We start from the raw sequence: 13,199 nt of genomic DNA on the forward strand, positions 1-13,199 counted from the left end.
ACCTCTGACATCCGTCTGACTTTGGGCAGCATACGTACTATCCAGATCAATGTAATGGGTGAGGTTGTCCAACCGGGCACTTACTCCCTCTCTTCTTTTGCCACAGTCTTCCATGCGCTTTACCGCGCGGGTGGAGTCAGTGACATAGGAAGCCTTCGCAATGTCCAGCTGGTACGTAACGGCAAAAATATTGCCACGATCGACGTCTACCAATTTATCATGAAAGGAAACATTCAGGATGACATCCGCCTTCAGGAAGGCGATGTAGTGATTGTCCCCGCCTATGACGTATTGGTTAAGATCGACGGAAAAGTGAAACGGCCAATGCGTTTCGAAATGAAAAAGGATGAAAGCCTATCCACTCTTATCAGCTATGCCGGTGGCTTTGAGGCCGACGCCTACACCCGTTCCTTACGTGTCGTACGTCAGAACGGACAGGAATATGAAGTAAATACGGTCAAAGACCTTGACTATAGTGTCTATAAAATGCGAAACGGTGATGTTGTGACCGCCGAAGCCATCCTTAACCGCTTCATCAATAAACTTGAAATCCGTGGAGCCGTTTATCGTCCCGGTATCTACCAGCTGAATGGAAAACTGAATACTGTTCGTGAATTGGTAAACGAAGCCCAAGGCCTGACCGGTGATGCCTTCTTGAACCGTGCCGTTCTCTACCGTCAGCGTGAGGACTTGACTACCGAAGTTGTTCCAGTAGACATTAAAGCTATCATGGACGGTACTTCCCAAAACATCATACTGATGAAAAATGACATCCTTTATATTCCGAGTATTCATGACCTGGAAGACAGGGGCAACGTCGTAATCCACGGTGAAGTAGCCAAACCGGATTCTTATCCTTATGCTGATAACATGACCCTTGAAGACTTGATTATTCAAGCAGGTGGATTACGTGAAGCCGCTTCTGTAGTCCGTGTAGATGTATCCCGTAGAATTAAGAATCCTCGTAGTACAGTAGACAACGATACTATCGGCCAGATATATACATTCTCCCTGAAAGAAGGTTTTATAGTGGATGGCACTCCCGGCTTTGTCCTTCAACCTTATGATGAAGTTTATGTACGTCGTAGTCCGGGTTATCAGGCTCAACAGAATGTAGTTGTTGAAGGTGAAATTCTGTTCGGAGGCTCTTATGCAATGACCAGTCGTGAAGAACGTCTTTCTGACTTAATCAATAAAGCGGGAGGTGCAACGAATTATGCCTACTTACGTGGTGCCAAATTGACTCGTGTGGCTAATGCTAGTGAAAAGAAACGCATGAGTGATGTAATCCGTTTGATGAGTCGACAGTTGGGCGAGGCTATGATGGACTCTTTGGGTGTTCGTGTGGAAGATACCTTTAGTGTTGGTATTGACTTGGAAAAAGCTCTAGCCAAACCTGGAAGTACAGCAGATATTGTCTTGCGTGAAGGTGATGTAATTTCTATTCCGAAAAACAATAATACGGTTACAATTAATGGTGCTGTAATGGTTCCGAATACAGTTTCATATATAGAGGGTGAGAATATAGATTATTACCTGAATCAAGCCGGTGGTTATTCTGAAAATGCGAAAAAGAGTAAGAAATTCATCGTATACATGAATGGTCAGGTGACTAAGGTGAAAGGTCGTGGCAAGAAACAGATCGAACCAGGTTGTGAAATAATTGTGCCTAGTAAAGCTAAGAAGAAAACTAATATTGGAAATATCTTAGGTTATGCTACTACCTTCAGTACTTTAGGAATGATGGTTGCTTCTATTGCTAATTTAATCAAGAAATAACAAATACTTCTTATGCCTACTCTGATAGAAGGAGAATCTGAAAAGGAAATAAAACAAAAACAGGATAATCATATGGATGAAGAGATCAGAATTGATGTGATGGAGATTCTTCGTAAGATTATAGCTATTCGTAAAACAATCTATAAAGCGGCTGGCATCGGTTTAGTAATTGGCATTATTATAGCAATAAGTATTCCTAAACAGTATACAGTTGAAGTTACTCTTTCTCCGGAAATGGGGAACAATAAAGGCAGTGGTTTATCCGGTTTAGCAGCTTCTTTCTTGGGAAATGAGGTTACTATGGGTGATGGGACTGATGCTCTGAATGCTTCTTTATCTGCCGATATCGTTTCTTCCACTCCTTTTTTACTGGAACTTTCCACAATGGAAATTTCTGTATCGAGAGATGAAAGTATGACATTGAATACATATTTGGACGAAGAATCTTCTCCTTGGTGGAACTATGTGATCGGATTTCCGGAGATGCTGATTGGTGGAGTAAAGTCATTATTGGTGGATGATGATGAATCAATAGCATCTATTGGAGTGAATCAGGGTATAATTAAACTCTCTAAGAAAGAGTCAAAGAAAATTGAAACTCTGAAGGAAATGATTACTGCTGCTGTTGATAAAAAAACATCTATGACTTCCGTTGCTGTAACTTTACAAAATCCTAGAGTTGCTGCCGTGGTTGCCGATTCTGTAGTGAAGAAATTGCAGGAATACATCATAGATTACCGGACTTCCAAAGCGAAAGAAGATTGTCTCTATTTGGAAAAGCTATTTAAAGAACGTCAGGAAGAGTATTACACTGCTCAAAGAAAATATGCTAATTATATAGATTCTCATGATAATATCATATTGCAGAGTGTTCGTGCTGAACAGGAACGATTACAAAATGACATGAATTTGGCTTATCAGGTTTATAGTCAAGTGGCAAATCAACTTCAGGTTGCTAGAGCTAAGGTTCAGGAAGAAAAGCCTGTATTCGCTATTGTAGAGCCAGCGGTAATACCATTGGACCCTTCGGGGACCAGTAGGAAAATATATGTTTTGATATTTATTTTCCTATCTGTTTGCATTGTCATATTGGGAAATTTTTTCGGGGAAAATCTTTTAAATAAGTTCAAAGAAATACAGGTCTAAAATCAATTGTTAACGTAATAATGGTTTCAACCAATCAAATAAATAAAATAGTAGAACTTATTGCAGTTTTGGGAGATTTGATAATTCTGAACTTATGTTTGTTTCAACTCCTTGTGTTTTGGGAAAAAGCATTTATGTATTCGCCTTTTTCTTGTACTGCTTCTTTAATGATGACTTCGTTAAGTCTCTGTTATCTGGCATGTTCAGCATCTCGTGGAAAGGCTTGGAATAGTAGAGAAATTCGTGCAGATCAGCTTGTGTTGCGTGTCTTGAAAAATATTATAGCATTTTCAGTTTTCTGGGCATGTATCATGACTTTTAGTGGAATTTCTATCATTTCCCCTCTTTTTTTTGTAATATATTTTTTTATCCTCTTTTGTGTTTTGAGTATTTATCGTATCATTATTCGTCGTTCATTGATTGGTTATTGTGCTAAATGGAAGCATAAAAGTTATGCTGTTTTTATTGGTGGAGGTGATAATATGCAGATGCTGTATGAGGAGATGGGAAGTTCTTTGGCGTCTATTTATGAAGTTGTCGGTTATTTCGATATTGTTCCAAACGATGTTTTTTCATCTCAATGCCGTTATCTAGGCAATCCTGATGGTTTTGCAGATTTTATGTCTGAAGAAACATCAATAAAGCATGTTTTCTGTTCATTGTCAATGGATCAGGGGCGTTATAATGTTCCTATTACAAATTATTGTGAGAACCATTTGCTTTATTTTCATGGTGTACCTAACGTTGGTAAGGGGTTTCCCCGGCGTATTTGGCACAGTATGGTAGGAAATATGCCGATTTTAAACTTGAGATATGAACCACTTAGTAAAGTGGAGAATCGTTTTTTAAAACGGGCATTCGATATTGTATTATCAGGGATTTTTTTGATTACTATTTTTCCATTTGTTTACCTTATTGTAGGAAGTATCATAAAGTTAACTTCTCCTGGTCCTATATTTTTTACACAAATGCGAACAGGTTTGAATGGAGGGGAATTCAAGTGTTATAAATTTCGTTCCATGAAAGTGAATAAAGAAGCAGATAGTAAACAAGCAACAGTTAATGATCCTCGAAAAACTCGATTTGGAGATTTTATTCGGCGTTCTAATATTGATGAACTTCCACAGTTGATCAATGTCTTTAAAGGTGATATGTCGATAGTAGGACCTCGTCCTCATATGCTGATTCATACAGAGATTTATGCACAATTGATTGATAAATATATGGTGCGCCATTTTATTAAGCCAGGAGTAACCGGGTGGGCACAAACACATGGATTTCGTGGTGAAACTAAAGAACTGTCACAAATGGAAGGACGCGTCAAAGCTGATATTTGGTATATGGAACATTGGACAATATTGCTCGATTTATATATTATTTATAAAACTATAGTAAATGTGTTTGTTGGAGAGAAAAATGCATATTGAGATGAGGAATGTCTTTATGTTATTAAATATGTGAGATTTAATGTCCATTTATCGCATATTCTGAATTTTGAATGAAGTGTAGAATATAATAAACAAAGTCTGTTTCGGTATCTGTCTTTAAAGAAAAGAGTTTTGAGAGAGGTATTAATTGGACGATAATCAGCTAATTTAAAGTTATGAAAAAAATTACAGCAGTTGTTCCTATTAGAAAGGGCTCCCAAAGAGTCGTAGACAAAAATTTGCGTCCTTTTGCTGGATCTAATCTTTTGGCAATAAAAATAGAAAATCTTAAAAGGGTTAGGGGGATTGATGAAATTATAGTTAATACTGATTCGGAACATGCAATTGAGATAGCACAAGAAATGGGAGTTTCATTTCATCGTAGAGAAGACTATTATGCTTCTTCAAAATGTACAGGAAGTGAATTTTTTGAACATTTGGGGCAAGTTACTGATACCGATATATTTGCATATTGTCCAGTGACTTCTCCTTTTATAAAGATAGAGACAATGGAGGCTGCTATAAGTATGTTTAAAGAAGAAAATGAGTTTGATTGTTTATCAACCGTTTCAGTGATTAAAGAATTTATGTGGTTAGATGGGAAAGCTATAAATTATAATCCTTTAAATGCACCTAATAGTCAAAATTTGCCAGATATTGAAGCTTTGAATTTTGGTTTTACTTTAATAAATAAGAGTGATTTGATAAGATATCGAAATATAATAGGGAAAACTCCCCAATTTATAAGAACTACTGATATAGAGGCTATTGATATAGATACTCCTTTGGATTTTTTTGTTGCAGAACAGATTTATATTAAAACAATTATTGAAGCAAAGAATTTGTTAGGTTGATTGGTTAACATCAGTGGATATTCTGACTAAATAAAAATGAATACTACAAAATTATTTTTGAGTTTAAATGGGATCGCTTTTAGGGGATTTCCTAATGTAAGATGGGATTTTATTTTTGGCAGATTATCCTTATATTTTCAATGTAAGGAGTTTGATAAAAAAGCTAAAGTAATTAGTCTATTAGACTTCTTTTACTCTTTGTTTTTTCCAAAAACTCCTTGCTATAATATTGAAGAAAAAGGAAAAAAGGGAGTTTTGCTTTTGAATAATTGTTGTGATAGAAAAACTAACATAGATAGGCTACATACTATTAGTGATTTAATACAGAATAGAACCGTGATTTTAGGAGGCAAACCTCGTAGAAAATTTAATATTTTATATACTACTAATATTCTGTCATACATACCATTTTGGCTTTTCTCGTTTAGAAAACGAGATATACCGTTTATACAGAAACTGATTATACTTAATAGATTGGCATTCCTGTATCAAGTGTTAGATTATATTGGTAAAAATATAGATATTCATAACTATAGTTTATTTGTATCATATTATGATTCACTGACAGAGGATAGTTTTTGGGAAGAGCTTTTTCGGCTTGAAAAAATAAAAACGGCCTCTTTGCAACATGGACAATTTATTGCATATCGTGAAGATACAGTAATTAATTGTGGAATTGAATTACGTACATTTAAAAGTGATTTCTTGTTATGTTGGAATAATTATACAAAGAGAGAAGCTGTAATATCAGGAATTGAAGAATCAAGATTACCCATATTAGGTATTATAGGATATGCGAGTAAAGAATACTGGAATAAGTGTACAAAGCCAAATAATAATAAATTTGGTGTCGTTATTGGACATCCTGATTATATAGATGAAAATATAACTTTAATAAATGCTGCTAATAGTTTGTCTAGAGCAAAGGGATTTAGGTATTATCTTAAATTACATCCTAGCTATAAAGATGATTTTTTTAAGGATATAGTGGATCAAAATTTTTATTTGGGCAATGTTAAAAAGGGTATTGATATGATTGATTATGCAAATATGGTTAATTTCTCAATAGTAGGAAGTTCTACAGTATTTACAGAATTAATCTTCTTAGGTCATGAGGTTATAAGATATTCAAATCAAAGTATAAAGGATAAATATCGAGATATTAAAATTGGACTAACTTTTAGTGAGTCAAAACAAATTGTCGATGTTTATAATAGAGGAAATTTTGAAATTGATGGCTTGTTTGACGATTTATGTTCAATTCGTGAAGTGAGATCTTCTTATCAAAATTTTTTTTCAGCATTTGATGTTTAATCTTATAATAATATGTATATCATCAAAGATAGAATTAAAGGTTATCTGCATCATCCTCTATTTAAGAGAACAGCCATATATACTATAACTGATGGTATTACAAAATCTATTTCTTTTATAGTATTACCTATTGTTTCCTATTTTATTATCCCTTCAGAATTAGGTATTGCTGCAAATTTCGACGTTCTTCAAAATATCGTTATATTATTAGCAGGTCAGGTTGTTGTAAGTTCATTACCATATTTTTATTATGAAAGGACAAAAGAAGAGGTAGCTATATTGGTTAGTAATTTGCTTTTTCTAGTTTTATTAGTTAGTATAATTCTTGCAATAATTATAGTTTTCTGTACTAATATAATAGAGGGGTATTTACATATAGGACTATCATTGCAATTACTTACAGTGTTGAGTAGCCTTTGTATGCTTGCAAACAATGTGAACTTCATTTTATATAAGATGGAGGATAACCCTATTAATTTTGCAAAATTGCAAGTAGGCCAGGTTATTTTGTATGTCAGTTTACTTGCAGTTTTAGTGATAGGGTATGATCAACAAGCATTTGGGAAGATTTTGAGCTATGTAGTAGCAATATCTATTATGTTTTTTATTCATCTTTCACTATTATATAAAAGAGGATATTTAATATTTAAAGTAGACCTTAATATTCAAAAGACTTTAGTGAGATTTGGAATACCTCTTTTGCCACATTCTTTATCTTTTTGGATAAAGAGTGGTATGGATAAAGTTATCCTTACAACATATTGTGGATTATCTGTAAATGGACTTTATTCAATGGCTTTAAGTTTTGGTGCGGTTTATGCTTTATTTAATACATCTTTTAGTAATGTCTATGTCCCAGAACTACAAAAAAGATTATCTAGGATGACCCCGGAAAATGAATATGAAGAAAAAAAGTTTCTAGTAAAATTGTCATATAGATTGGGTGGTGCTTTTTGTGTGTTGTGTCTTGTTGTTATTATTATATGTTGGATTATAGTTCATTATGTCTTGAGTGAACAATATACAGCTTCTTTCCAATATATACCATGGATAATATTATCATCTACAATATATTCATTTTACGGGTTAGTTATTCAGTATCCATATACTGTAAAAAAAACATTTGGATTAGGTTTAGTAACGTTTTTGGGCAGTGCTTTTCAACTATTATTGACTTTTTTACTAGTGAAAACTATAGGAGCTGACGGTATAAAATATAGCTTAGTTATCGGTTCTTTAACTATTATGTTGGGAGTTTGGTGGTATAGTAACAAAGTTTATCCCATGCCGTGGTTTTCACGTCTATAAATCAATTGATATATGAGAAAGATTGTATTTCTTTCATTTGCTAATACAGATTATTCTGATTCTTTAATTAGATTAGAAAAAGAAACGGAAGGTTTTCCTTTTGATGAGAGAGTTCTTCTTACAGAAAAAGATCTTCAACCTGAATTAAGGAAGAAAATTCATTGGTTCAAGCATCGGCGTGGCTATGGATATTGGCGTTGGAAAGGATTTATTATATATAATCAACTTCAAAGAATGGAAGATGGTGATATACTGGTTTATTCTGATGCGGGAAATGTCTTTAATTGTAAGGGAATACCGAGATTTCTAGAATATATAAAGATGTTGGATGATAACACTTCGGGGATTTTGGCATTTCAAGAGATGTATAAGGAAAGAGTATATACAAAGAGGGATTTATTCGAATTTCTAAATGTGAAAAGCGGAGATTCTGTAATGGAATCTAATCAATATTGGTCTGGGTGTGTTTTTCTTAAAAAGAATAATATAACATTGACTTTGGCAAAACAATGGTATGATATTAGTCTTTACCATTATGATTTGGTTACTGATAAAAGATCTAAAGCACCAAATTATGATGGGTTTATAGAAAATCGCCATGATCAAAGTGTTTTTTCTTTATTAGCAAAAAAGTTTAATCCTATTGTATTAGAAACAGATGAGTTTATGGCTGTGGATAATAATTGGGATAAATTATCAGAGAAACCTATCCATGCAAAAAGGGCTCGTTATAGTGATCAATCTTTAAAAAAGAAGATAAAACGCTTCTTATTAAGACCTTTGATCTTAGTGACTCGTTGGTATATTATTATATTTGAGGATATGGATATGAGACGCCCCTTTCAAATAAAAGGAAGAACTTATTAATCTTGTATTAATTATATGAAAGTAATAATATTAAAGCGTTCTTATGTAGAGAATATGATAGCTGTGTTACTGATCTTATTGTCATCGGGCACATTGTGCTTTTATCATCAACATTCTATATTATTATGCTTTTCATTATTCTTTTATGGGATGTATTTATTTATAAAGCGTAAACCTCATTTGAGATCAGTTATAAAAAATAAAAGTTTTTTGTTTGTTGTTACTTACACATTTTGGATATGGATAAATTTTCTTGTAATTAATACTAATCATGTAGAAGCTGTCACTCAACCCTATGTATATTGTTTAATACTTTGGGGGACATTTTTTATGACATTGTCAATGGATTACGGCTCATTTAAGAGTTTGTTGTTAGATTTAACCTGTGTTATTTGTGTTATTAGTCTAACTTTATATGTGCTATATCATATAGGTTTGATATCTCCTCGTTTGGTAGAGGGAGCGCATGGCGGAACGTTTTCTTTACTGTTATTTGATGTTATAAAATTAGGCCATGATAGTAATCGAATGTGCAGTTTGTGGTGGGAGCCTAGTGCTTTCCAAGTGGTATTATCAATGACTTTATTCTTGTATATACCTGATATGATATCCAATTTGTTTGATAAAAAGATATTTAAAAAGATATTGGTACTTATATTGGCTATGATATTATCACGATCTACATCTGGATATTTGGGATTAATAATAATTGTACTAATTATTGTTTTGCATAATGATATTCTCAAAAAGAGCAAATTTGCCTTTATACTCCTATTTATAATCGCTAGTAGTGGTGTAATGTATATATTTTCAAGTGATGTTATTCAGGACAAGCTTGAGGAGGATTATGGAAATCAAAATGCAGATGGGTCACTGAATGTGCGTCTGTTTGACAACTTAGCTATGATACAAATGATTTCTGAACGTCCATTAGTAGGATACGGTATAGATTCAGAGGATTACGATATGAGATCTTTAGAACTAAACAATAGAACATCATCTAATGGAGTTCTTGCACTATGTGCTAGTTTTGGGCTTCCAATAATGTTCTTTTATGTAATAACTGTGTTTAGAACTTTGAAGGTCAAAGATTTACATTTTAATAATATAGCTGCTTGCCTTTTGTTTTTGTTTTTTAACTGCTTCAACGGTATGATTATACATTCAATTGTGTGGGCAGTATTTTTAGATTATAAAAAAGAAAATACTTAACTTCTAACTTTTAGTAATTGAAATAATGGGACAATATGATATCTCTGTTGTTTTAGGCTCCAAAAATAGAAAAAAGCTAATAAAAGCTACAATAGAAAGTATAAGGGGAAATAAGTTCAATGGTTCAATAGAAATCATTGTAATAGACGGTGGCTCAACTGATGGTACATGTGATTGGTTAGCTAAACAAACAGATATTTTTACTATAATTCAGCCTAATTATACGACAACTAATGACCAAGGAATAAAATGTAAAGCGCATTCATGGGGGGAATTTATGAATATTGGTTTTAAATATTCCCATTCGGATTATATTGTAATGATTTCAGATGATCTGATACTAGCACCCGGTTGTCTTCAGAAGGGATATGACGAACTAAAGAGAAGAATTGGGAATGGTGAAAAAATAGGCGGTGGTGCATTTTATTTTAGAGAATATCCCAGGCATGATTATTATCGAGTGATAATGCTTCCCAAAGGATATATTAATATCAATCATGGCTTTTATTATAAGCCAGCTTTGGAGAATGTAAATTGGTTGGATGAGATAAATTATTTTTTTTATTGTGGAGATGGTGATATTGCAATGCGATTAAATGAAAATGGTTGGAAAACCATTCCTTTAAATGAATGCTATGCAGCTCATTTAGTTCATTTACCTGTGAATAAAAAAAAGATTCCAAAATGGAGACTTATTGACATGGATACATTTGAAAAGTTGTATCCTTATAAATGTATTGGTGATACAATTGAAAAGAATAGTGTCAATGTCAAGATTGATACATCGGCCTTTTGGAAATATGCATTGAAGAATGTATTATGTGGATATTTACTAAAAATGTATGATAACTACATCAATAAATGAAAGCTCAAAAGGTTTTTAATGCATTTACAACATATTGTAATTTGCTGAAATTAAGATGTATAGGGGTACAGGTTGGTAGGAAAGCAAGGTTTTGTGGTGATGTATGCTTTTGTATCAACAAAAATTCAAAAGTGGTATTTGGTAAAGGGTTGATTATTACTGGAGGATACAATATTAATGCTCTATCACCATCGGAGCGTTCTTATATATTGGTAAGAAAAAATACAGAACTGATTATAGGTGATAATTGTGGATTTTCTAGTATTTGTATAAGTGTACACGATTCTATTAGAATAGGAAATAATGTCATAATTGGTGCTAATACTAGGTTGAATGATAGTAATGATCATTCAATCAATTACTTGGAGAGAAGGATGGAACGAGAATATAAAGATTGGTCAAAACTAAATATTGATCATGCTCCTATTATTATAGAAGATGATGTTTTTATTGGAGCGCACTGTATTATTTCTAAGGGAATAACCATAGGTGCTCGTTCAATTGTGGCTGCGGGATCTGTGGTTGTAAAATCTATTCCATCTGATGAAGTTTGGGGAGGAAATCCAGCTAAATTTATAAAAAAGTTGCAAAACTAAAGAAATGAAGGTCATTGTATTTCAGGGAGGATTAGGAAATCAGATTTTTGAGTATGCATATTATTCTTATCTCAAAAATAAATATAAAAATGAAAGATTTTTTGCCTATTATCCAAAGGCAGCATTAAAACGTCATAATGGATTTGAGTTAAGTAGACGATTTGAAGTAGAAATGCCTCCTACGTCTTTTCTTACGAACTTGCTAGGAGGGATTCTCTTTTATCTTAATAAGATTTTTAGAAGGGTAGGCTTTTTACCATGGTTTGTTAATGATGATAGTGGTCGGCATGAAGATGCGTTATTTCATGATGGATATATGCAGGATCGAAAATTTGTTGGAAATAATTTTTCGTTGTTATTTAAATCTTTAGAGTTATCAGCGAAGAATATAGAACTAATTAAGCGACTGAAATCAGAGAATTCTGTATCTATTCATATTAGAAGAGGGGACTACTTGTGGCAAAAAGAAGCTGAAATATTTGGTAATATTTGTACAGATGAGTATTACAAAAGGGCAATACAAGCAGTTTATCAGACGACTGATAATCCATTATTTGTTTTTTTTTCTAATGATCCTGATTATGTGAAAAAGCATTATAGATTAGAAAACATGCTTGTTGTTGATTGGAATACAGGTGATAATAGTTTTATTGATATGTACTTAATGTCTAATTGCAAGTCTATGATATTGGCTAATAGTACTTTTAGTTATTGGGCAGCCATACTTAATAATAATGTGCAAAAAGTTTTCTGTCCTCCTAAATGGTCGAATGTAAATAACCCTCCTGAAATTATTATGGATAATTGGATAATAATTAATTGCTTCTAATATGAAACCTTTAATTTCTATAATTGTACCTGTTTATAATGTAGAGGCATACCTAGCTAAATGTGTAGACAGTATTTTGGCACAAACATATACTAATCTTGAAATTATTCTTGTTAATGATGGTAGTTCTGATGATTGTGGAAGACTCTGTGACGAATATGCAAAACAAGATAAGCGTATAAAGGTTATACACAAAAAGAATGGAGGGCAGAGTGATGCACGTAATGTGGCAATAGATATAGCAACAGGTGAATTTATTTCTTTTATTGATAGTGACGACTATGTTACTGATAACTATATAATGACTCTTTATTTATTGATAGAAAAATATAAGTGTAAAGTTTCAGTCGCATTATATACCACTTTTGTTGAGGGGTCCACTCCTAATATTGTTGATGAGGTTTACAAAGAAGATTGTCAGACAAATATAAAAGCTATAGAAGAAATGTTTTATCAGAAGAAATATGATACAGCACCATGGGCAAAACTTTATCATAGTTCTTTGTTTACTACTGGAATTCGTTATCCAGAAGGTATAATCTATGAAGATTTAGCTACTACTTATTTGTTGATATTTCAGTCTGATAAAGTAGCGTTTTGTAATAAAAGGATATACAATTATTTATTACGGAAAGATAGTAGTGGAAGATCACCTTTTGGCTCCCAGAAAATGGATAGTGCATTAAAAGTATGTGAATTGATGGAAAGTCACTTAGATATTCTTGGTAAAGTAATGCAAGCATATCAATGTAGAATGATGAGCTTCTTTTTTCATCTTTTACTTAAAATGCCGGATGGCTATGAACATCGTAATATGCTTTACAATAGAATAAAGGCAATACGTTGGTCTGTTTTATGTAATAGCAGGGCAAGGAAAAAAGCACGTGTGGCTAGTTTGCTTTCCTATTTTGGATTAGGTGTCGTGAAAGGTGTGTTTCATTTGATAGATAGGAGATAAATATTTTAGATAATGTGCTTTCGCTCTAGAGAGATTGCGTAAGT

12 protein-coding genes are annotated in these 13,199 nt (G+C 33.0%); all 12 read left to right on the forward strand.

Annotation, left to right across the window (positions count from 1 at the left end):
• Positions 1-1,779, forward strand: a 1,779-nt coding sequence (locus I2I13_RS21130; protein ID WP_195650433.1) for an SLBB domain-containing protein, incomplete at its 5' end; no start/stop codon positions are given.
• 12 nt (positions 1,780-1,791) lie between these two features.
• Entirely contained in the window at positions 1,792-2,925 is a 1,134-nt protein-coding gene (locus I2I13_RS21135; protein ID WP_195650434.1) for a chain-length determining protein, read from the forward strand.
• A gap of 20 nt (positions 2,926-2,945) precedes the next feature.
• Positions 2,946-4,352 carry an undecaprenyl-phosphate glucose phosphotransferase gene (locus I2I13_RS21140; RefSeq protein ID WP_195650435.1) on the forward strand — a complete coding sequence of 469 codons (1,407 nt, stop codon included), beginning with the start codon at positions 2,946-2,948 and terminating at the stop codon, positions 4,350-4,352.
• Positions 4,353-4,528: 176 nt separating this feature from the next.
• The gene (locus I2I13_RS21145; RefSeq protein ID WP_117809582.1) at positions 4,529-5,206 is read left to right on the forward strand and encodes a cytidylyltransferase domain-containing protein; all 678 of its coding nucleotides are present in this window, start codon (positions 4,529-4,531) and stop codon (positions 5,204-5,206) included.
• 36 nt (positions 5,207-5,242) lie between these two features.
• Positions 5,243-6,520 carry a hypothetical protein gene (locus I2I13_RS21150; RefSeq protein WP_195650436.1) on the forward strand — a complete coding sequence of 426 codons (1,278 nt, stop codon included), beginning with the start codon at positions 5,243-5,245 and terminating at the stop codon, positions 6,518-6,520.
• 12 nt (positions 6,521-6,532) lie between these two features.
• Positions 6,533-7,828, forward strand: coding sequence for a lipopolysaccharide biosynthesis protein (locus I2I13_RS21155; RefSeq protein WP_195650437.1), 1,296 nt, complete (start codon positions 6,533-6,535; stop codon positions 7,826-7,828).
• Between the two features lie 12 nt (positions 7,829-7,840).
• Positions 7,841-8,695, forward strand: coding sequence for a hypothetical protein (locus I2I13_RS21160; protein ID WP_195650438.1), 855 nt, complete (start codon positions 7,841-7,843; stop codon positions 8,693-8,695).
• A 15-nt stretch (positions 8,696-8,710) separates the two neighbouring features.
• A complete protein-coding gene (locus tag I2I13_RS21165; protein ID WP_195650439.1) occupies positions 8,711-9,907 on the forward strand; it encodes an O-antigen ligase in 1,197 nt (398 codons plus the stop codon).
• 25 nt (positions 9,908-9,932) lie between these two features.
• Positions 9,933-10,772, forward strand: coding sequence for a glycosyltransferase family 2 protein (locus I2I13_RS21170; RefSeq protein WP_229128691.1), 840 nt, complete (start codon positions 9,933-9,935; stop codon positions 10,770-10,772).
• Entirely contained in the window at positions 10,769-11,368 is a 600-nt protein-coding gene (locus I2I13_RS21175; RefSeq protein WP_195650440.1) for a DapH/DapD/GlmU-related protein, read from the forward strand. Before I2I13_RS21170 ends, I2I13_RS21175 begins: the two co-directional genes overlap by 4 nt.
• 4 nt (positions 11,369-11,372) lie before the next feature.
• Positions 11,373-12,197, forward strand: a complete 825-nt coding sequence (locus tag I2I13_RS21180; protein WP_195650441.1) for an alpha-1,2-fucosyltransferase — start codon at positions 11,373-11,375, stop codon at positions 12,195-12,197.
• Between the two features lies 1 nt (position 12,198).
• Positions 12,199-13,155, forward strand: a complete 957-nt coding sequence (locus I2I13_RS21185; RefSeq protein ID WP_195650442.1) for a glycosyltransferase family 2 protein — start codon at positions 12,199-12,201, stop codon at positions 13,153-13,155.
• The last annotated feature ends 44 nt before the right edge of the window (positions 13,156-13,199 follow it).

The organism is Bacteroides sp. D55t1_190419_B8 (assembly GCF_015558905.1).
GTDB classification, from domain to species: Bacteria; Bacteroidota; Bacteroidia; order Bacteroidales; family Bacteroidaceae; genus Bacteroides; species Bacteroides vicugnae.

Excerpts from the sequence above, each read along its gene's own strand:
- I2I13_RS21135 (WP_195650434.1), top strand. The coding sequence starts at position 1,792 with ATGCCTACTCTGATAGAAGGAGAATCTGAAAAGGAAATAAAACAAAAA.
- I2I13_RS21140 (WP_195650435.1), top strand. The coding sequence starts at position 2,946 with ATGGTTTCAACCAATCAAATAAATAAAATAGTAGAACTTATTGCAGTT.
- I2I13_RS21145 (WP_117809582.1), top strand. The coding sequence starts at position 4,529 with ATGAAAAAAATTACAGCAGTTGTTCCTATTAGAAAGGGCTCCCAAAGA.
- I2I13_RS21150 (WP_195650436.1), top strand. The coding sequence starts at position 5,243 with ATGAATACTACAAAATTATTTTTGAGTTTAAATGGGATCGCTTTTAGG.
- I2I13_RS21155 (WP_195650437.1), top strand. The coding sequence starts at position 6,533 with ATGTATATCATCAAAGATAGAATTAAAGGTTATCTGCATCATCCTCTA.
- I2I13_RS21160 (WP_195650438.1), top strand. The coding sequence starts at position 7,841 with ATGAGAAAGATTGTATTTCTTTCATTTGCTAATACAGATTATTCTGAT.
- I2I13_RS21165 (WP_195650439.1), top strand. The coding sequence starts at position 8,711 with ATGAAAGTAATAATATTAAAGCGTTCTTATGTAGAGAATATGATAGCT.
- I2I13_RS21170 (WP_229128691.1), top strand. The coding sequence starts at position 9,933 with ATGGGACAATATGATATCTCTGTTGTTTTAGGCTCCAAAAATAGAAAA.
- I2I13_RS21175 (WP_195650440.1), top strand. The coding sequence starts at position 10,769 with ATGAAAGCTCAAAAGGTTTTTAATGCATTTACAACATATTGTAATTTG.
- I2I13_RS21180 (WP_195650441.1), top strand. The coding sequence starts at position 11,373 with ATGAAGGTCATTGTATTTCAGGGAGGATTAGGAAATCAGATTTTTGAG.
- I2I13_RS21185 (WP_195650442.1), top strand. The coding sequence starts at position 12,199 with ATGAAACCTTTAATTTCTATAATTGTACCTGTTTATAATGTAGAGGCA.